General features: G+C 61.7%; 21 protein-coding genes. 12 read left to right on the top strand and 9 right to left on the bottom strand.

The window, feature by feature from the left end:
- Positions 1-89: 89 nt before the first annotated feature.
- From sapF to pspF, 6 genes are all read right to left on the bottom strand, one after another.
- Entirely contained in the window at positions 90-899 is an 810-nt protein-coding gene (gene sapF / locus BS626_RS08120; protein ID WP_075182096.1) for a putrescine export ABC transporter ATP-binding protein SapF, read from the bottom strand.
- Positions 899-1,891, bottom strand: a complete 993-nt coding sequence (gene sapD, locus BS626_RS08115; protein WP_075181872.1) for a putrescine export ABC transporter ATP-binding protein SapD — start codon at positions 1,889-1,891, stop codon at positions 899-901. The genes sapF and sapD overlap by 1 nt, the downstream gene beginning before the upstream one ends.
- The gene (gene sapC, locus BS626_RS08110; RefSeq protein WP_075181871.1) at positions 1,891-2,781 is read right to left on the bottom strand and encodes a putrescine export ABC transporter permease SapC; all 891 of its coding nucleotides are present in this window, start codon (positions 2,779-2,781) and stop codon (positions 1,891-1,893) included. The genes sapD and sapC overlap by 1 nt, the downstream gene beginning before the upstream one ends.
- A complete protein-coding gene (gene sapB / locus BS626_RS08105; RefSeq protein ID WP_075181870.1) occupies positions 2,768-3,733 on the bottom strand; it encodes a putrescine export ABC transporter permease SapB in 966 nt (321 codons plus the stop codon). The genes sapC and sapB overlap by 14 nt, the downstream gene beginning before the upstream one ends.
- The gene (gene sapA / locus BS626_RS08100) at positions 3,730-5,358 is read right to left on the bottom strand and encodes an ABC transporter substrate-binding protein SapA (RefSeq protein WP_075181869.1); all 1,629 of its coding nucleotides are present in this window, start codon (positions 5,356-5,358) and stop codon (positions 3,730-3,732) included. Before sapA ends, sapB begins: the two co-directional genes overlap by 4 nt.
- A gap of 77 nt (positions 5,359-5,435) precedes the next feature.
- On the bottom strand, positions 5,436-6,443 hold the full coding sequence (gene pspF / locus BS626_RS08095) for a phage shock protein operon transcriptional activator (RefSeq protein WP_075181868.1): 1,008 nt from the start codon (positions 6,441-6,443) through the stop codon (positions 5,436-5,438).
- Between the two features lie 172 nt (positions 6,444-6,615).
- Between pspF and pspA the strand changes: the two genes are divergently transcribed.
- The 7 genes from pspA (at position 6,616) to tyrR (ending at position 12,523) form a co-directional block, all read left to right on the top strand.
- Complete coding sequence (pspA, locus tag BS626_RS08090; RefSeq protein ID WP_075181867.1) at positions 6,616-7,287, top strand: phage shock protein PspA; 672 nt, start codon at positions 6,616-6,618, stop codon at positions 7,285-7,287.
- 59 nt (positions 7,288-7,346) lie between these two features.
- Positions 7,347-7,571, top strand: a complete 225-nt coding sequence (gene pspB, locus BS626_RS08085) for an envelope stress response membrane protein PspB (RefSeq protein WP_075181866.1) — start codon at positions 7,347-7,349, stop codon at positions 7,569-7,571.
- Complete coding sequence (pspC, locus tag BS626_RS08080) at positions 7,568-7,912, top strand: envelope stress response membrane protein PspC (RefSeq protein ID WP_075181865.1); 345 nt, start codon at positions 7,568-7,570, stop codon at positions 7,910-7,912. Before pspB ends, pspC begins: the two co-directional genes overlap by 4 nt.
- 20 nt (positions 7,913-7,932) lie before the next feature.
- Positions 7,933-8,157, top strand: coding sequence for a phage shock protein PspD (gene pspD / locus BS626_RS08075; RefSeq protein ID WP_075181864.1), 225 nt, complete (start codon positions 7,933-7,935; stop codon positions 8,155-8,157).
- Between the two features lie 90 nt (positions 8,158-8,247).
- Positions 8,248-9,651 carry a YcjX family protein gene (locus BS626_RS08070; protein ID WP_075181863.1) on the top strand — a complete coding sequence of 468 codons (1,404 nt, stop codon included), beginning with the start codon at positions 8,248-8,250 and terminating at the stop codon, positions 9,649-9,651.
- A complete protein-coding gene (locus BS626_RS08065; RefSeq protein ID WP_075181862.1) occupies positions 9,648-10,706 on the top strand; it encodes a YcjF family protein in 1,059 nt (352 codons plus the stop codon). The genes BS626_RS08070 and BS626_RS08065 overlap by 4 nt, the downstream gene beginning before the upstream one ends.
- Positions 10,707-10,936: 230 nt before the next feature.
- The gene (gene tyrR, locus BS626_RS08060) at positions 10,937-12,523 is read left to right on the top strand and encodes a transcriptional regulator TyrR (RefSeq protein ID WP_075181861.1); all 1,587 of its coding nucleotides are present in this window, start codon (positions 10,937-10,939) and stop codon (positions 12,521-12,523) included.
- Positions 12,524-12,592: 69 nt separating this feature from the next.
- On the opposite strand, the gene tpx is transcribed toward tyrR, so the two are convergent.
- Positions 12,593-13,096 (bottom strand): thiol peroxidase, encoded by a 504-nt coding sequence (gene tpx / locus BS626_RS08055; RefSeq protein WP_075181860.1) that lies wholly within the window; start codon positions 13,094-13,096, stop codon positions 12,593-12,595.
- Between the two features lie 177 nt (positions 13,097-13,273).
- On the opposite strand from tpx, the gene ycjG reads away from it, so the two are divergent.
- Positions 13,274-14,257, top strand: coding sequence for an L-Ala-D/L-Glu epimerase (ycjG, locus tag BS626_RS08050; RefSeq protein ID WP_075181859.1), 984 nt, complete (start codon positions 13,274-13,276; stop codon positions 14,255-14,257).
- Here ycjG and mpaA read toward each other — a convergent pair.
- Positions 14,235-14,936 (bottom strand): murein tripeptide amidase MpaA, encoded by a 702-nt coding sequence (gene mpaA, locus BS626_RS08045; protein ID WP_075181858.1) that lies wholly within the window; start codon positions 14,934-14,936, stop codon positions 14,235-14,237. The two genes, ycjG and mpaA, sit on opposite strands and share 23 nt — an antisense overlap.
- Before the next feature lie 262 nt (positions 14,937-15,198).
- Here mpaA and BS626_RS08040 point away from each other — a divergent pair, with 262 nt between their 5' ends.
- From BS626_RS08040 to BS626_RS18595, 3 genes are all read left to right on the top strand, one after another.
- On the top strand, positions 15,199-16,812 hold the full coding sequence (locus BS626_RS08040; RefSeq protein ID WP_371328493.1) for an ABC transporter substrate-binding protein: 1,614 nt from the start codon (positions 15,199-15,201) through the stop codon (positions 16,810-16,812).
- Positions 16,813-16,969: 157 nt separating this feature from the next.
- On the top strand, positions 16,970-17,953 hold the full coding sequence (gene zntB, locus BS626_RS08035; protein ID WP_075181856.1) for a zinc transporter ZntB: 984 nt from the start codon (positions 16,970-16,972) through the stop codon (positions 17,951-17,953).
- A 253-nt stretch (positions 17,954-18,206) separates the two neighbouring features.
- Complete coding sequence (locus BS626_RS18595) at positions 18,207-18,347, top strand: hypothetical protein (protein WP_170870445.1); 141 nt, start codon at positions 18,207-18,209, stop codon at positions 18,345-18,347.
- Here the strand turns inward: BS626_RS18595 and ttcA are convergent.
- Positions 18,344-19,273 (bottom strand): tRNA 2-thiocytidine(32) synthetase TtcA, encoded by a 930-nt coding sequence (ttcA, locus tag BS626_RS08030; protein ID WP_075181855.1) that lies wholly within the window; start codon positions 19,271-19,273, stop codon positions 18,344-18,346. The two genes, BS626_RS18595 and ttcA, sit on opposite strands and share 4 nt — an antisense overlap.
- A gap of 83 nt (positions 19,274-19,356) precedes the next feature.
- Here ttcA and BS626_RS18340 point away from each other — a divergent pair, with 83 nt between their 5' ends.
- The gene (locus tag BS626_RS18340; protein ID WP_139308791.1) at positions 19,357-19,707 is read left to right on the top strand and encodes a hypothetical protein; all 351 of its coding nucleotides are present in this window, start codon (positions 19,357-19,359) and stop codon (positions 19,705-19,707) included.
- The last annotated feature ends 220 nt before the right edge of the window (positions 19,708-19,927 follow it).

Raw genomic sequence — 19,927 nt, 5'->3', positions numbered from 1 at the left:
ACGGCTTGCGCGGCGCCGCCGACGTGAATCGTCCGGGGGATTCTACCACGACTGAAACCCGATCGTTAATCCGACCTGTTGCCCGCCGCTCAGGGCGACGCGGGGCGCCAGGCCTCGGCGGTCAAGGCCTCGCCAAAATGGCTGTTAATCAACCGCTGGGTCAGCTCGTGCCTGGGCGACATCAGTACTTCGGCGGTGTCGCCGCGCTCAACCACCTCTCCCTGATGCATCACCAACACCCGATCGCTGATGTGTTTCATCATGCCGAGGTGCTGTGTGACATAGATGTAGGTAATGCCGTGTTTCTCCTGCAGCTCCAGCATCAGATTCACCAGCTGCGAGCGCATCGACATATCCAGCGAGGCCATCGCTTCGTCAGCGATGATCACTTTCGGCTGCAAAATCAGCGCGCGGGCCAGCGCCACGCGCTGAATCTGTCCTGGCGCCAGCATATGCGGGTAGTAGCCGGCGTGATCGCGCAGCAGCCCGACCTGGCGCAGGGTGGCGATGATACGCGTCTCACGGGCAGCGGCGTCGAGGTCGGTATTCAGGCGCAGCGGAAAGTCGAGGATCTGACTGATGCGCTGGCGCGGGTTCAGTGAGTTGGTCGGATCCTGAAAAATCATGCGGATACGCTGGCTACGGTAGCCGTAGTCGCCGTAAGCCAGCGGATGATCATCAATCACGATGGTGCCCGCGCTGGGCTCGACCATGCCGCTAAGCATTTTGGCCAGCGTCGATTTACCCGAGCCGTTCTCGCCAATAATGGCCAGCGTTTGCCGCGGACGCAGGGAGAAACTGACCGATTTCACCGCCTCAACGTGCTGGCGTCGAAACAGGCCGGTACGGTAGCGATACGTTTTACTGAGATCGCGCACTTCCAGCAGCGTATCGCTCATCATGAATGCTCCAGATTCAACGGGAAATGGCAGGCAAACAGGTGCGTTTTGGTGCCGGTCAGGCGCGGCGCCTCAATGCACTTTTTCTGCGCGTAGGGGCAGCGCGGGCCCAGTCGGCAGCCGACCGGCAGGCTCTCCAGCGAAGGGATCGCGCCGGGCAGGGCGTTCAACCGGCTTTTGTGCGGCAGCGCGCGGCCAAAATCGGGCATCGCGCGGATCAGCGCCTGCGTATAGGGATGATGCGGGGTGCTAATCAGATCCTGACTGTGGGCCGTTTCGACCGTTTGGCCACAGTACATCACATTAATGCGATCCGCCCAGTGGCTCATGGTGTGCAGATCATGACTGATCAGCAAAATGGTGGTGTTATTGTTCTGGTTCAGCCGCGACAGCAGGCGGAAAATTTGCGCCTGCGTAGTTGGCTCCATCGCATTCGTGGGCTCATCGGCGATCAGCAGGCGCGGCTGGTTGGCCAGCGCGATGGCGATCATCACCTTCTGGCATTCGCCTTCGGTCAGCTCGTAGGGAAAGCTGCGCATGATGTCTTTGTGATCTTTGATGCCGACCCGGTGCAGCAGCTCAATGGCCCGGCGGTGGCGCCAGCGAAAACGCTGATACCAGCGGCCTTTCCACGTCCAGCGCGGAATCGCCTGCATGATTTGTCGCCCCACGCTCTCAGAGGGGTCCAGACAGGATTGCGGCTCCTGAAAGATCATCGACACATTGTGGCCGATAATCTTCCGACGCTGGCGCGGCGACAGGCGCAGCAGGTCGACATCTCCAAAGCGCATGCGGTCGGCGCTGACCCGCCAGTTGTCTTTGGTTACGCCGCAAATCGCTTTAGCAATCAGGCTTTTACCTGACCCGGACTCGCCGACCAGACCGCGCACCTCGCCCTCATTCAGGGTCATGCTAACGCGATCCACCGCCTTAACCGGGCCGTCGCTGGTCATAAACTCAATGGTCAAATTTCGGATATCCAGTAACGGCATTATTCCACTCCCGCCACGACGGCGCGGCGCAGCCCGTCACCGAGCAGATTAACCATCAGCACGCTCAGCATGATCGCGGCCCCGGGCAGCATCACCATCCACGGAGCCACGTAGATAAGCTCCAGCGCGTCACCCAGCATCGCGCCCCACTCCGGAGAGGGGAGCTGGGCACCGAGATCGAGAAAACCGAGCGCGGCGATGTCCAGAATCGCCATGGACAGGGCGCGGGTAATTTCGCTTATCATCTGCGGCAGTACGTTGGGCACAATCGCATAGGTAAGGATATTCAGGTTGCTGGCGCCGTCGAGCCGGGCGGCCACCACGTAATCTTTTTCCAGCTCATCATGTACCGCGCTGTAAATCGCCCGCACCAGACGCGGTAAAATGGCTAAAAACACGGCCAGCATGGCGTGCTCCAGCCGCGGCCCGAGAAAGGCGACCACGATGATCGCCATCAGCAGCGACGGGATCGACAGCAGGGTATCCAGTACGTGGTTGAGCACCGCCGAGCGCAGGCCGCGGGTCATGCCGGCCACCACGCCAATCACCACCGCCACCAACAGCGCCGCAAGCGTGACCACCAGCGCGCCGCCCACGGTTGGCGTGGCGCCGCGCAGCAGCCGGCTTAGCACATCGCGACCGAGATCGTCGGTGCCAAGAAAAAAGGAGACGTCGCCATAGCGTGACCAGGAGGGCGGCAGCAGCTGATAACCGAGAAACTGCTGATCCAGACCGTACGGGGCGATCAGCGCCCCAAACAGGCACAGCAGCAGCAGGGCGATAAAGCCGTAAAATCCGACCATTGCGCTGATGTCGCGATAAAACAGCTGCCACGTACGTCGCAGCGTGCTCGGCAGGCGCTTTTCGGCGTAGATATTATCGTAAGGCATACCACTCCTTATGTTTCAGCGGGTTCAGCATCGCGCCTACGATATCGGCAACCACATTGACGGTAATCACCAGGCCGCCAATCACCATCACGCCGGCGGAAATGGCGGCGTAATCCTGCTGACGGATTGCGGCGATCAGCCAGCGCCCCAGTCCGGGCCAGTTAAACACCACTTCGGTGATCATCGCCAGGGTCAACATGGTGGAAAATTGCAGTCCGAGGCGCGGAATCACCGGCGGTACCGCATTGTGCAGCACGTGGCGGCGGATCACCGTAAAGGGCGACAGCCCGCGGGTGGCGGCCGCCTTAATATAGTTTTTATCAATGACTTCGCTGGTGCTGATGCGCAGCAGGCGAACCACTTCAGTGGTGGGCGCCACCGCCAGCGCGGTCACCGGCAGTACCATGTGCACCAGCGCGCTGCGCAGCATCTCATCGCGCCACGGCGATTTGTCCAGCCAGGCGTCAATCAGCGCAAAACCGGTAACGGTTTTCACCTGATACAGCAGATCAAAGCGGCCGGATACCGGCAGCCAGCCCAGCGTCAGGGAGAAAAACAGCGTCAGTAGCAGCGCCAGCCAGAATACCGGCATCGAAAAGCCGAGCAGCGCCAGCGCGCTAATCAGTTTATCCTGCCACTTATTGCGCATGACCCCGGCGGCTATCCCCAGCGGGATACCCACCAGCAGCGCGAGGGTAAAGGCCAGCAGACACAGCTCCAGTGTGGCCGGGAACACCTCGCGCAGCTGCAGGCTGATCGGCTGACCGTTAATACTGGAAACGCCAAAATCGGCGTGCAGCGCCCCCTCCATCCAGAACCACCAGGCGTCCCACAGCGACGCGCCCTGCAGCGGGGCGTGCGGCGTATAGTAGCTGAGGCTAAAGCCGACCAGCGAAAGGAAAAATAGCGTAATCAGCCACAGAACCAGCCGGCGCAGCGTATAGATGATCATCGCTTCTCCTCACTGCTCTCACGGTAAACCCCGGCAAAGGAAGCATTACCAAACGGGCTGAGCACCAGTCCTTTAATATCGTAGCGGTAGGCCTGCATGCGCAGAGACGATGCCAGCGGCAGCACCGGAAGGGCGTCAGCCAGAATCTGCTGGGCGCGGTCATAGTGCTCAATACGGGTGGCCAGCTGCGGAGTCAGCAGAGCCTTCTGCAGCAGCTCATCAAATGCCGGGTCGCACCAGTGAGCATAGTTGGTCTGCGAATTGATCGCCGCACAGCTTAGCAGCGGTCGGAAGAAGCTGTCCGGATCGTTACTGTCAGTCGACCAGCCGGTCAGCGTAAGATCGTGATTCAGCTCCATCAGCCGGGCTTCCTGAAAGCGGCCCTCCACCGGCACGATGGTGACCTTTACCCCGACCTGCGCGAGATCGGCCTGAATCAGCTCGGCGGTTTTTAGCGGGCTGGGGTTCCATGACTGCGAGGCGGCCGGAACCCACAGTTTCAGGTGCAGATTCTCCTCCCCGGCGGCGTGCAGCAGCTGGCGCGCCGCGTCAGGATCGTAGGGGGTCACTTTGGCGTCGTTATCATACGCCCAGGAGGCGCGCGGCAACACCGACGCGGCGGTCTCGGCGGTGCCGTAATAAATGGACTCCATCAGGCGCTCATTATTGATAGCCAGGGCCAGCGCCCGACGCACTGCCGGTTTATCCAGCGGGGCCTTGCGGGTATTAAAGGCCAGATAGGCAATATTCATGCCCGGACGCAGGGTCAGGCGCAGACGCGGATCGTCGCGCAGCACACCCAGCTGGCTGGCGGCGGGGTAGGCCAGGACATCGCATTCACCCGTCAGCAGGCGCGACAGGCGGCCGGTGCCTCCGGCTCCCATATCGATAACCACCTGCGGCATGCGCGGTACGCCTTTCCAGTAGACCGGGTTGCGCGCCAGGCGGACAAACTGACCGCTGCGATACTCATTCAGTAGGAACGGTCCGGTGCCGACCGGCAGGCGGTCCAACTGCTCGCGGCGATCCTGTTGACTGAGGCGGCTGGCGTATTCGGCGGACAGCACCGGCGCGTAGTGCGTGGCGAGGTGCCATAAAAAAGAGGCATCCGGGCCGTTAAGGCGAATCTCCACGGTATGGCTATCCAGCTTGCGAACGCTCTGCACCGAATCGGCAAACTGCAGGCTGTCGAAGTAGGGATAGCTGCCGCCGTTGACGCCGTGCCACGGTGAGTGACGATCAAATATGCGCTGAAAGCTGAAGACCACGTCGTCAGCATTCAGTTTGCGCCCGGGGGTAAACCAGGCGGTGGTCTGAAAGGCAACGTCTTCACGTAAATGAAAGCGGTAGGTAGCACCGTTATCCAGCACCTCCCAACGCTTAGCCAGTTCGGGCACCAGCCGGTAGGTGTAAGGATCCACATCGATCAGGCGGTCATACAGCTGTGCCGCCAGCGTATCGACCACCAGACCGCTGCTCGCCTGCTGCGGGTTAAAGGTATTTACCACGCCGTTAACGCAATAAACAAAGCCGCTCTGACGGATCGAGGCGTCGGGGCCGGCGGCCGGGCTGGCGGCAGTAAAAAAACCGCACCCCAACATGAGGCAGGTCAATAATTTGCGCATGGATAAGTCAGTCTTTATCTGTGATGGCGACAGTGTACCGCACTCTCTGCGGCGACCCAAAAAAATGCGTTGGCGGGTTAGGTACCCACGCCGTCGCTATCCTGCAGCAGAACGCCGTGTTTTTTAATCATCGCCCGCAGCTGGTGATAGGTCAGTCCGAGCAGTTCAGCGGCGCGGCGCTGATTATACCGCGCCTGGCGCAGGGCGTTATCCAGCCACTCACGCTCTTGCTGATACTGCCAGCGGCGCAGATCCAGCGGCAGAGTCGCCTCCTTTTCGGGGGGCGGCCCGGCGGTGGAGGCGGCGTGCGGGTGGGCAAAGGGGTCAAGAATAATGGTATCCAGCGGGTGGTTGACGTCGCCGTGGCGATAGACCGAGCGCTCCACGACGTTTTTCAGTTCGCGGATATTGCCCGGCCAGCCATAGCCCAGCAGCGTTCGGCGCGCGCGTTCGGTGAACCCGGGAAACAGCGGCAGGCCCAGTTCACGGCACATCTGGATGGCAAACTGCTCGGCCAGTAACATAATGTCTTGCTGGCGCGCGCGCAGCGGCGGCAAATTCACCACGTCAAACGCCAGCCGATCGAGCAAATCGGCGCGGAAGCGCCCGGCCGCCGCCAGGGCGGGGAGGTCAGCGTGGGTGGCGCACACCAGTCGCACGCTGACCTGCAGGGGCTGGCTTCCCCCCACGCGCTCCAGCGCGCCATATTCAATCACCCGCAGCAGCTTTTCCTGTACCAGCATTGGCGCGGTCGCCAGCTCGTCAAGAAACAGCGTGCCGCCATCCGCGCGCTCAAAGCGCCCCTGATGACGCCGCTGGGCGCCGGTAAACGCGCCCGCCTCATGGCCAAACAACTCCGAGTCCAGCAGGTTGTCATTCAGTGCCGCGCAGTTTAGCGAAATGAAGGGCCCCTGCCAGCGGGTGGAAAGGTAGTGCAGGCGCCGCGCAATCAGCTCTTTCCCGGTGCCGCGCTCGCCAATCACCAGCACCGGTTTGCTCAGCGGCGCAAGGCGGGAGACCTGCTCCAGCACTTCTAAAAACAGATTTGACTCACCTAACAGGCTGTCGACGGGCTGATCAGACATGATGAAAATCACCAAAAGGTAGTTAAGAAGACCAGGTTAACTATAGGCGCTGTCCGGTGCCGGAGCAAATTAAGCTTGAAATCAGTTAGTTAAAAGTTGGCACGGATGTTGTATAGATACTGGCGTGGCGCGCAGTCAGGCGCGTCTCCAACAGAAAAAGAGGAACAGAGTAATGGGTATTTTTTCTCGTTTTGCCGACATCGTGAATGCCAACATCAGCAGCCTGCTGGAAAAAGCGGAAGATCCGCAAAAAATGGTGCGCCTGATGATTCAGGAAATGGAAGACACGCTGGTTGAAGTCCGCTCAACTTCGGCCCGCGCGCTGGCCGAAAAGAAACAGCTGCTGCGCCGCGTTGAGCAGGCCGATCTGCAGCAGGTCGAGTGGCAGGATAAAGCCGAACTGGCTCTGCGTAAGGACAAAGAGGATCTGGCCCGTGCGGCGCTGATTGAGAAGCAGAAGCTGACCGATCTTGCGGCGACGCTGCGTCAGGAAGTCAGCCAGGTCGAAGAGAGCCTCGAACGAATGAAGGGCGAAATTGGCGAGCTGGAAAGCAAGCTGAGCGAAACCCGCGCGCGCCAGCAGGCGCTGGCCCTGCGTCACCAGGCGGCCGCCTCATCCCGCGATGTGCGCCGCCAGCTGGACAGCGGTAAAATTGATCAGGCGATGGCGCGCTTTGAATCCTTTGAGCGCCGCATTGACCACATGGAAGCGGAGGCGGAAAGCCAGCGCTTCGGTAAGAGCAAAACGCTGGACCAGCAATTTGCCGACCTGAAGGCCGATGATGCCATCAGCGAGCAGCTGGCGGCGCTAAAGGCCAAAATGCAGCGCGGCAGCGGTGAATAAGCCCGTCGGCCCCGCCCGGCACCTGTCCCGGCAGGTGCGTGACTAACCAAGGAGAGTGAATGAGCACATTATTTCTTGCCATCCCGCTGACCATCTTCATGCTGTTTGTGGCGCCGGTCTGGCTGTGGCTGCATTACAGCAATCGACAGCGGCGCGGCGATTTTTCCAGCGGAGATGTTCAGCAGCTGTCGCGGCTGCGCCAGGATGCCGATCGTCTGCGCGAGCGCGTGCGCGCGCTGGAAGCCATCCTCGATGCCGAGCATCCGGGCTGGAGGCAGCCATGATAAAGCACCGTTTGTATCTCGATCCGCAGCATGGAAAATTCAAAGGCGTCTGCGCCGGGCTGGCCAACTATCTGGGCGTGCCGGTGCTGCTGGTCCGCATTATGGTCGTTTTGTCGCTGTTTTTTGGCCTGTTTCTGTTCACCGTGGCGGCCTACTTTATCCTCGCCTGGGTGCTGGAGCCGCAGCCGGCGGGCGCGGAGCAGAATGTGCCGCTGTCGGTTGGCGAACAGCTAAGCCAGCTGGACGCGGATTTACAGCGCGAGGAGACAGCAGTGCGGCACCTCGAGCGCTACGTCACCTCGGAAGCCTACAGCGTCCGGAGCCGTTTTCGCGACCTTTAATACCCCGTAAGGGAGGGAATATGAGCGTTTCTCGACTGCAGGGCGCGCGTCAGCGCGCCGTCCCGCTGCTCAAGTCAGCGGGGAAATTTGTCCTGCTAACCGCCGTTCACGCCGCACCGGCGGGCGTTGCCGGCTGGGCGGTTAAATCGGTGGCTCACCGGCCACTGCGGCTGGCGCTGGGCTTTGTGCTTGAGCCGCTGCTCTCCCGCCTGCTGCGACGCGCCAGCGCGCGCTTCACCCGCTAAGGCCCGGCCGGGGGCGGCGAGCCCTTTAGGCGTTTCGGCCGGCATTACGTATACTGTTCGCTTCTGTTCACAGGCTGTCATGGAGAGTACATGCCGGTAAAGCGCTTACAACACGAGCTCACTGCCCTGATGCATCGCGGGACGGATCGCCACCTGCGGCTGGCGGTCACCGGCCTTAGCCGCAGCGGTAAAACCGCCTTCATAACCTCACTGGTCAATCAGCTGCTAAACGTGCAGTCCGGCGCGCGCCTGCCGCTGTTCACCGCCGCGCGGGAAGGGCGCCTGTTGGGGGTTAAGCGCGTGCCGCAGCGCGATTTGGGCGTACCACGCTTCAGTTATGATCAGGGGATCGCCCAGCTGTATGGTGTGCCGCCAGCGTGGCCGACGCCGACCCGGGGAGTCAGCGAGATCTGCCTCGCACTGCGCTTTCGCTCACAGTCGTCGCTGATGCGGCATTTTAGCGACGCACACACGCTCTACCTGGAGATTGTCGATTACCCCGGAGAGTGGCTGCTGGATTTACCGATGCTGGCGCAGGACTACCTGAGCTGGTCGCGGCAGATGAACGGATTGATCGCGGGACCGCGTCAGGCGTGGGCGCAGGCGTGGCGTCAAAGCTGCGCCGGGCTGGATCCGTTGGCCCCGGCCGATGAAAATCGCCTCGCCGCGATTGCTGCAGAGTGGACCCGCTATTTGCAGCGCGGCAAAGAGGCGGGGCAGCACTTTATTCAGCCTGGACGCTTCGTGCTGCCGGGCGAGCTGGCCGGTGCGCCGGTGCTGCAGTTTTTTCCCTGGCCGGAGGTGGATGACGCCGGCGCCGCGCGGCTGGCGCAGGCCGATCGCGGCAGCTATTTTGGCATGCTGCAGGCGCGCTATGACTACTACTGCCAGCAGGTGGTGAAAGGCTTTTACCGCGACCATTTTCTGCGCTTCGATCGCCAGATTGTGCTGGTGGACTGCCTGCAGTCGCTTAACAGCGGGCCGCAGGCCTTCAGCGATATGCGACTGGCGCTGACGCAGCTGATGCAGAGCTTCTCCTACGGTCAGCGCACCCTGTTTCGCCGCCTGTTTTCACCGGTCATTGATAAACTGCTGTTCGCCGCGACCAAGGCCGATCACATCACCCCCGATCAGCACGTCAGCCTGGTGTCGCTGCTGCAGCAGCTGGTGCAGGAAGCGTGGCAAAATGCGGCGTTTGAGGGCATCGAGCTGGACTGTCTCGGGCTGGCGGCGGTGCAGGCAACGACCCGTGGTCAAATTGCCCATCAGGGCGAAACGCTCTCCGCGCTGCGCGGCAACCGGCTTAGCGACGGTGAGGCCATCACTGTCTATCCGGGCGACGTCCCCGGACGCCTGCCGGGACCGGCGTTTTGGCAGCGACAGGGTTTTGCTTTTGAACAGTTTCGTCCGCCGCCGCTCGAGAGCGATCAACCGCTGCCGCACATCCGCATGGATGCGGCGCTGGAATTTTTACTGGGAGATAAATTGCGATGAGCGCTACACCGCTAAAACCACGCATTGATTTTGCCCGTCCGCTGGAGACGACCGAAGAGCCGCACCTGAAGCCTGCTCGCCAGTTTGCCGAATCGGCCAGCGGCGACAGCTTTGTCGCGCTGCCCGATGAGGCTGACGCGCCGGAGGAGGAGGACGCCGGTGAGCGGGCGGTGGAGGCCGCACTGCGTCCGCGGCGCAGCGTCTGGCAGCGTCTGGCGTTGGCCGGCGTGACGCTGTTTGGCGTCAGCGTGGTGGCGCAGGGAGCGCAGTGGCTGCATCAGGCCTGGCTTGCGCGGGACTGGATTGCGCTGGGCGGCGGTGCGGCCGGCGCGCTGGTGGTCAGCGCCGGCGTCGGGGCGCTGGCCGGAGAGTGGCGCCGGCTGCGACGGCTGCGTCAGCGGGCAGACAGTCGCGATGCCGCCCGCGAGCTGCTGAGCAGCCACGGGCTGGGGCAGGGGCAGGCGTTCTGCGAACAGCTGGCGCGGCAGGCCGGACTGGACAACGGCCATCCGGCTATGCAGCGCTGGCGCGCGGCGCTGCACGATTCGCAAAACGATCGCGAGGTGGTTACGCTTTACGGCCAGCTGGTGCAGCCGGTGCTCGACGCCCAGGCGCGACGGGCCATTAGCCGTTCGGCGGCCGAATCGGCGCTGATGGTGGCCGTCAGTCCGCTGGCGCTGGTCGATATGGCTTTTATTGCCTGGCGAAACGTTCGGCTGGTGAATCAGATTGCCCGGCTGTACGGCATGGAGCTGGGTTATTTCAGCCGCATTCGTCTGCTGCGGCTGGTGCTGTTCAATATGGCCTTTGCCGGCGCCAGTGAACTGGTCAGCGAGGTGGGGCTGGACTGGGTGTCGCAGGACATCGCGGCCAGACTGTCGGCGCGCGCCGCCCAGGGGGTGGGCGCGGGGCTGCTCACCGCCCGGCTGGGGATCAAAGCGATGGCCCTCTGTCGGCCGCTACCGTGGCTGGACGACAAGCCGCGCCTTGGCGATTTTCGCCGTGAACTGAGCCAGCAGCTGAAAACCCGCCTGCAGAACGGCAGCGGCAAGTAACCTCCCGCGGCATGGCGGCGATTTTTTCGCCGTTTTGCCTGCTGTAGTGCAATGTTATGCTATATATCTCTGCTTTTCTCTCTCTCATTGTGATTATGTTTTGCAGATGCGCTATGATTTGGCTAACGCGCCTGAGTGGCAGCAAAAGTTGACAATCTGCTGTTGGCCGGCGGCCGGCTGGCGTACTCTTAGCATATAATCCATGATGTTAACCGGTAAGGTGGAGCCAAATGCGCCTGGAAGTTTTTTGCCACGACCGCCTGGGTCTGACGCGGGAGTTGCTTGATTTGCTGGTTGCCCGCAGCATTGATTTACGCGGAATAGAAATTGATCCCCTGGGCAATCAGGGACGTATTTATCTCAACTTCGCGACCCTCGGCTTTGACCAGTACAGCGCCCTGATGGCCGACATTCGCCGCATTGCCGGGGTCACCGACGTGCGTACCGTCTCGTGGATGCCGTCCGAGCGGGAGCACCGGGCGCTCAGCGCGCTGTTAACCGCGATGCCTGAGCCAGTTTTCTCCATTGACCTGAAAAGTAAAATTGAACTGGCTAACCCGGCGGCGCAGATCCTGTTTGATCTGAACGAGGCGAAGCTGCGCAGTCACAGCGCCGGGACTCTGATCCCCGGGGTTAATTTTCTGCGCTGGCTGGAGAGCGGGCGGGTTGAGGCAAAAACCGAGCACGTGGTGATCCAGGGGCGCGATTTTCTCCTGGAAGCCACGCCGATTTATGCCGAAGAGGGTGAAGCACGCGCCGAGCCGCCGCCGCCGGTCGGCGCGGTAGTGCTGCTCAAGTCCACCGCGCGGATGGGACACCAGCTGCAAAATCTGGCGGTGCATGACGACAGCGAGTTCGAACACATCATCGCTGTGAGTCCCAAAATGCGCTACGTCATCGATCAGGCGCGTAAGCTGGCAATGCTGGATGCGCCGCTGTTGATCGTCGGCGAAACCGGTACCGGTAAAGACATCCTCGCCCGCGCCTGCCACCTGCGCAGCCCGCGCGGCAACCAGCCGTTTCTGGCGCTGAACTGCGCGTCGCTGCCCGACGACGTCGCGGAGAGCGAGCTGTTTGGCCACGCGGCGGGCGCCTATCCCAATGCGCTGGAGGGGAAAAAGGGCTTTTTTGAGCAGGCCAACGGCGGATCGGTACTGCTGGATGAAATTGGCGAAATGAGTCCGCGCATGCAGACCAAACTCCTGCGTTTTCTCAATGACGGCACCTTCCGTCGGGTTGGCGAGGAGCATGAGGTGCATGTTGATGTGCGGGTGATTTGCGCCACGCAGAAAAACCTTACCGAGCTGGTGCAGCGCGGTGCGTTTCGCGAAGACCTGTTCTACCGGCTTAACGTGCTGACGCTGAATCTGCCGCCGCTGCGCGATCGGCCACAGGATATCCTGCCGCTAACCGAGCTGTTCGTCTCGCGCTTTGCCGACGAGCAGGGCGTGGTGCGGCCGCGCTTTTCGCCGCAGCTGCACGGGTTCCTCAGCCGCTATCCTTGGCCGGGTAACGTACGTCAGTTGCGCAACGCGCTCTATCGGGCGTTAACCCAGCTGGAAGGGCATGAACTGCGGCCACAGGATATCGTACTGCCGGAGCAGGCGATGGAGATGTCGCTAGGGGAAGAGGCGATGGAAGGCACGCTGGATGAGATCACCGGCCGCTTTGAACGCACGGTATTAAACCGCCTGTATCTCTCCTATCCCAGTACGCGAAAGCTGGCGCGCCGGCTCGGCGTATCGCACACCGCCATTGCAAATAAGCTGCGGGAGTACGGCCTGAATCAGAAAAAAACCGACAGCGAAGAGCCATAATTTACCGGCCGGCTCCGCGGGCCGGCGCTGATGCCGCCGGGCGGCGCAGTGCCACCCGGCGGGGCGGCGTTAGCCCAGCACCGCCAGCGCGGCGTCATAATCCGGCTCGGTGGTGATTTCATTGACCAGCTGGCTATAAATCACGCGGTCCTGCTCATCCAGAACCACCACCGCGCGCGCGGTCAATCCCTTCAGCGCGCCGGCATCCAGCTGCACCCCATACTGCTGCTTAAACTCCGGGTTGCGAAAGCAGGACAGGGTTATCACATTCCCGAGGCCGTCAGCGCCGCAAAAGCGCGACTGGGCAAAGGGCAGGTCGGCTGAAATACACAGCACCACGGCGTTATCCATGTCGCCCGCCAGCTGATTAAATTTACGCACCGACGCGGCGCAGACGCCGGTATCAATGCTGGGGAAAATATTCAGTACCTTGCGCTTGCCGGCAAAGTCACTGAGGGTTTTTTCAGACAGATCTTTTGCCACCAGAGTAAAGGGCTTAGCCGTCTCGCCGGCTTTGGCAAACTCACCCGCAACGCTCACCGGATTACCCTGAAAATGTACGGTCTGAGACATGGTTTTTCCTCATTGATAGGATGAAACGTGGCCTCCAGTGTAGGCGATGCCTGCGCGATTAAACAGAAAAAAGTAAGGCAAAATTATTACTTAGCGATATAACTTAACCAGGTCCGCGGAACGTGCGCACTGACACACCGTGGTAACAAGCTGATGGGTTAATCAGGAGACGACAGAGTGCGAACAGTACAGGTGCGAACAGAGCGTTGGCCGCTCCACACCCCGTTTGTGATTGCGCGCGGCAGCCGCAGCGAAGCGCAGGTGGTGGTGGTGACCCTGACGCAGCAGGGGGAAACCGGCAGCGGCGAAGCGACCCCCTACGCCCGCTACGGTGAAAGCGCGCAGAGCGTGATGGCCCAGATTGCTGCCGTTGAGCCGGCGTTGCGAGAGGGGATCGGTCGCGATGTCCTGCAGCAGCTGCTGCCGGCCGGTGCCGCGCGTAATGCTGTAGACAGCGCGCTGTGGGAGCTGGAGTGCCGTCTGCAGCAACAGGATCGCTGGCAGCTACTGGCACGTCAGGCACCCGCCGAGGTAGAGATGGCGCAAACCCTGAGTATCGGCGCGCCGGAAAGCATGGCCGCCAGCGCGCTGGCCTGGTGGGAGAAGGGCGTGCGTCTGCTGAAGGTGAAGCTGGATGCGCACCTGATTACTGAGCGGCTGGTGGCGATCCGCACTGCGGTTCCGGAGGCCACGCTGATTGTGGATGCCAACGAGTCCTGGCACAGTGAGGGGCTGGCGGCGCGCTGTCAGCTGCTGGCCGATCTCGGCGTGGCAATGCTCGAGCAGCCGCTGCCGGCGGCGGACGATGCGGCGCTGGCCAACTTCATTCATCCGCTGCCGATCTGCGCCGATGAGAGCTGCCACACCCGCGCCGATTTACCGCGCTTGCAGGGGCGATATGACATGATCAACATTAAACTGGATAAGACCGGCGGGCTGACCGAGGCGCTGGCGCTGGCGGAAGAGGCGACCGGGCGCGGACTGGCGGTGATGCTCGGCTGCATGATTTGCACCTCACGGGCAATCCGCGCCGCGCTGCCGCTGGTCAGCGGGGCGCGGTTTGTTGATTTTGACGGCCCCACCTGGCTGGCCGGTGATGTGGAGCCGGCGCTGCGCTTCTCTCCGGGACGGATAGCCCTCAGTCATGCAGCAGAGCAATAAACGCGTCGAGATAGCGTTCGGTGGCCTCGTCGGCGGAAATCGGCGGCAGTTCGAGGGTAATGCACGGCAGGTTCAGATCGGCGCACCAGCTGCCGAAAGAGCCGGGCGTCGCGTAGCCCACGCTGGTTACCCACGGCAGGGCCATGGCGTCGGCCAGCCGGCGACCGAGAGCGCTCTGCAGCGGATCTTCCACGCAGCCCAGCGGGTCATGCATTGACACTACCCAGGCTGGGCGCAGCTGATGAATCAGCGTGCACAGCGCCTGGGTTTCCGGCTCGGAAGCCGGATGGCTGCCGGTGGAGAGCCGCACGTCGCGATCTTCAGCCTGACTATTCCAGCGGTAGACCGTCTCACCGGCTTGCCAGTTGGCCGCCGGGAAATTGCGGTTAAGGTCCACCCCGTTCAGATTGGCCCGCAGTCCCAGTTGGCAGCCGTCGGGGTTCATCGCCAGAATCACGTGATGGCGGCGATGGCTATCTGTCAGGGTGCGCATGGCGCAGGAGAGCGTAACCATCGCGGCATTTTCATCGCCGTGGGTACCGGCCAAAATCAGACCGCTGTCGGCATCGGCCGCCGGTGCCGGAAACCAGAGCAGGGGGGCGCCAAGCACCGACTGGCCATACTGACGGCGTTCGGCCTCCAGCGTGCCGCGCAGCGGGCGCGGGTGAAGCGTTTTCATGTCCGGGGATCCTTTCACGACGCAGATGAGTAGCTGGACAAGTTACTTGATGGCGCCGAGGCGGTTCAAGCGATACCTGCGCCGAAAGCGAAAAATGTCGGCGCGCGCAAACTGTGCGGCAGCGCCCGCCGTCGACAGGTGAGAAGGAAATCCTCTGGTTTACGATCAACGATTTGCGCTACAGTTTGCCGCAGAGCTGGCTTGCCGCCGCACCGGCGGGTCGTCACCCTCCGGCCACCCGATCCGTTAAGGAGAGCTTATGATGTCATTTCGCCTCAGCGCCGCCGCCGTGCTGCTGGTCAGCCTGAGTCCGTGGGCCTACGCCGCCACCGTCCCCGCCGGCGCCGTGCTGGCGGATAAACAGGAAATCGTCCGCCACATTAAAGATGAACCGGCGTCACTGGATCCGGTTAACGCGGTGGGGCTGCCCGAAATACAGGTGATTCGCGATCTGTTTGAGGGCCTGACCAATCAGGATGCGCAGGGCAATATTGTTCCGGGCGTCGCCGAAAGCTGGCAGAGTCATGACAACAAGGTCTGGACCTTCACCCTGCGCAGCAACGCTAAATGGTCGAATGGCGATCCGGTGCGGGCGCAGGATTTTGTCTGGGGCTGGCGGCGGCTGGTCGACCCGGCTAACCACTCGCCCTTTGCCTGGTTTGCTGGCCTTGCGGGCATTGAAAACGCCGAGGCGATCGCGAAAGGCACGCTGCCGGTCGACAGACTCGGCGTCAGCGCCGTGGATGATACCCACCTGCGCGTGGTATTGAACCGCCCACTGCCGTGGTTCCCCAGCCTGACCGCCAACTTTAGTCTCTATCCGGTACCGCAGAAGGTCATTGCAGCCGAGGGCGGCCGCTGGACGCAGCCGGGGAAACTGGTTGGCAACGGCGCTTATCAGCTGGCCTCGCGGGTGGTCAACGAAAATATCGTGCTGGTCCGCAATCCGCACTACTGGGATAACGCCCATACGGTGCTTAACCGGGTGACCTTCGTGCCCATCAATGAGGAGTCTGCCGCGACCAAGCGTTACCGCGCCGGGGACATCGATATCACCGAGTCCTTCCCTAAAAATCAGTATGCCATGCTGAAGAAAATGCTGCCGGGGCAAGTATTTACGCCGGATCAGCTGGGCACCTACTACTACGCTTTTAATACGCAAAAAGGGCCGACCGCCGATGTGCGGGTTCGTAAGGCGCTCGCCTGGAGCATCGATCGCCGGGTCATTGCAGAAAAGGTGCTGGGAACCGGTGAGAAGCCGGCGTGGCATTTTACGCCGGACGTGACCGCGGGCTTTACTCCGCAGGAGAGCGTGCTGCAGCAGCACAGCCAGGCGGAACTCAACGGCCAGGCGCGGGCGCTGCTGGCGGCGGCCGGCTATGGTCCGAGCCGACCGCTGCAGCTGACGCTGCTGTACAACACCTCAGAAAATCACCAGAAAATTGCTATCGCGGTGGCTTCAATGTGGAAGAAGAACCTCGGCGTCAACGTCACGCTGCAAAATCAGGAGTGGAAAACCTACATCGACAGCCGCAACAGCGGCAACTTTGATGTGATTCGTGCCTCCTGGGTGGGAGACTACAACGAGCCTTCCACCTTTCTCTCGCTGCTAACCGACAGCCACAGCGGCAACATCGCGCGCTTTGCCAGCCCCGCCTATGATGCGCTGCTTGCCCAGGCGAGCAGTGAAACCGATGCCCGAAAGCGCAATGATGATTACAACCAGGCGGAGCGTATTATTGCTGATCAGGCGCCTATCGCTCCCATCTATCAGTACACTAACGGGCGGTTGATCAAACCCTGGGTGAAAGGCTATCCGATCGCGAACCCGGAGGATGTTGCCTACAGCCGCGAACTGTATCTGCTCAAACACTGACGGGCGGTTCGCCGCTATCCTGCAGGCGCACCGCCGCGCGGTGCCGCCCGCCAGAAAAGCGAAAAGATGTGTAGAATCACGCTGACGCCGGCGGTCAACCTGCAGACCGCCGCACGACGGCGCCGCGGGCGCCGCGCAGATAAACGATGAGGTTGTTGTGAACGGCATTGAACGCGAAGCGCTAAAGGTGTCTGACGCCATTATTGCGTGTCAGTTGGATGGCAAGGGGGGGATGCGCCCGCTGGCCGACGTCGAGGCGGAGCAGCACGGTGAGACCCGCTGGCTGCACCTGAACTATACCCACCAGGCCAGCGCCGCCTGGCTGGCCTCCACGCCGGTGCTGCCCGATGCGGTGCGCGATGCGCTGGCCGGCGACAGCATGCGTCCGCGGGTCAGCCGGCTGGGCGACGGTACGCTGATCACCCTGCGCAGCATCAATTTCAACACCGAGTCCCGACCGGATCAGCTGGTGGCCATTCGGGTGTTTATCAATCAGCATCTGATCGTCTCTACCCGCCGGCGCAAGGTGTTCGCCATTGACGAAGTGCTGAGCGATCTGCAGCACGGTAATGGTCCCACCGATTGCGGCAGCTGGCTGGTGGACGTCTGCGATGTCCTTACCGATCACGCCGGGGAGTTTATTGAAGAGCTGCACGATAAAATTATCGAGCTGGAAGATGGTCTGGTTGAGCTGCAGGTGCCACCGCGCGGCCAGCTGGCGCTGATCCGTAAACAGTTAATCGTGATGCGGCGTTATATGGCCCCGCAGCGCGACGTGTATGCGCGACTGGCCAGCGAGCGATTCCCGTGGATGAGCGACGATGACCGCCGACGGATGCAGGACGTGGCCGACCGGCTGGGGCGTGGGCTGGACGATCTCGACGCCTGCGTGGCCCGCACCGCGGTGCTGGCCGATGAGATCACCAGCGTCATGGCCGACGCCATGAACCGCCGCACTTACACCATGTCGCTTATGGCGATGATTTTTCTGCCCACGACGTTTCTCACCGGGCTGTTTGGTGTCAACCTGGGCGGGATCCCTGGCGGTGAATACCGCTACGGCTTCAGCCTGTTTTGTCTGCTGCTGGTGTTACTGGTGCTGGGCGTGGCGTGGTGGCTGCGGCGGCGGCGCTGGCTGTAGCGGACGGCTAATCAACCGAAAGCTGATCGAAATCAATATGCTGACCCCGCGCGTCGGGCATGATCAGTCCCGCAGGTGAATACAACGTCAAGCGATGGGCGTTGTGCTCCAAATTGTCTTACTTCCTTACTTGTCGACGTTAAACGCACGTCACTGTAGCCGGCCTTGAGCCGGCTTTTTTTTTGCGCGCTGCGGCGGCAGTGGCTACCTTTGATAGCGGGGGCGCACGCCGTGCGCCCGTCTCGGAGGCCGTATGAAGCCGCATCTGACCGTTGATGAACCGATCCCCGTCGATCCGGTTCCGATTCCTACCCCGCAGCCGCCGCTGCCCCCGGATCCGCCGCCGGTAGAGGAGCCGGTTGTCGACTCGCCGCCACGCGCGGCCGGCGGTTAGCGAATTTCCAGCACGTCGAGGCGATGCGCAGTAAACGCATCGTCCTCATCCGGCTGCCAGCCGATTGGCTGACTGGGCAGCGATTCGCGGTCAAAGGCGATATCGCCCCCGTCGATGACTTCGCCGCCGTGCTGAATGCCGGCAAAGTCAAACAGCGCACCGTCGGCCAGATGAGAAGGCACAACGTTCTGCATCGCGGTAAACATGGTCTCCAGACGGCCGGGGTAGCGTTTGTCCCAGTCGCGCAGCATATCGCCGATGACCTGGCGCTGCAGGTTAGGCTGCGAACCGCACAGATTACAGGGAATAATCGGAAAGCCTTTTGCCTGGGCAAATTTTTCAATGTCTTTCTCGCGGCAGTAGGCCAGTGGGCGAATCACTATGTGCTGGCCATCATCGCTCATCAGTTTCGGCGGCATGCCTTTCATCTTGCCGCCGTAAAACATATTCAGGAACAGGGTCTGTAATATGTCGTCGCGGTGATGCCCAAGCGCCACTTTGGTGCAGCCCAGCTCGCGCGCGGTGCGATAAAGAATACCGCGGCGCAGGCGCGAACAAAGCGAGCAGGTGGTTTTGCCCTCGGGGATCTTCTCTTTGACAATGCTGTAGGTGTCTTCGTTGACAATCTGATACTCGACGCCCTGCGCATCCAGCCACTCAGGCAGCACGTGCGCCGGAAAGCCCGGCTGTTTTTGATCGAGGTTAACCGCCACCAGCGAGAAGGTAATGGGTGCGCTCTGCTGCAGGCTGCGCAACATCTCCAGCATCGTATAGCTGTCTTTGCCACCGGATAAACAGACCATGATGCGATCGCCTTCTTCGATCATATTGAAATCGGCAATCGCCTCGCCGACGTTACGGCGCAGACGCTTCTGTAATTTATTGAAATTATACTGGTCTTTTGGGGTGCTGTTTTCGGTGCTCATTGATCAACGTCTCATCAGGTCAGGCAACTGGCGGGGCAGTCGTAATATGGCGTGTATGGTACGGATTAGCGTGACGAATGCCAATGGCTTTATCAGCGCTTAACCCCCCCGGCGCGCAGCGAGTCGGCGGCAGCGGGGCGGTTAAGTGCGACACTTATCAGGACGGGGCGCTGGAGAAGATACTGGTGCAGTATCGCAGACCATCTGCTGTGAGCTGGCTGCTGGCACGGCTACTGGCGGCGGCCAGCGGCATGATGCTGGCGAATCCGGACGACGGCAATAGCCGTGGCCACGGTCAGGGACACCCGCCGGTACAGGGTAAAGGGCAGCGCACGGCGTGGGGCGGGGTAAGCCAGGCGGCAACCGTGATGAAAGCGCAGCGCGGAACGCTCCGGCATTACTCGCCGAATCGGCGGTGCGCGAAGACGGTCTGACGGGATACCGTTTGCTGCCGCCGGGGATCGTCAAAAAGCTTGCCCGGGGTATACCCTTTCCGCCCGGCATCGCTAAACGCGCGGTGCCGGATGCGCTGCGGCGCCTGCCACACCATCCCGGCGGCGAGTGGCAGATGATGGGGATAGGCTGGTGCCGATCGCGCTAAGTACCGCCGTGGTAACGGCCATCATCAACGACGTATTGGAATCACTCAGGCGC

The organism is Pantoea sp. 1.19, assembly GCF_001922585.1.
GTDB lineage: Bacteria > Pseudomonadota > Gammaproteobacteria > Enterobacterales > Enterobacteriaceae > 1-19.
The sequence above is the reverse complement of the archived record's forward strand: the minus strand, read 5'-3'. Positions and strand labels throughout refer to the sequence as shown.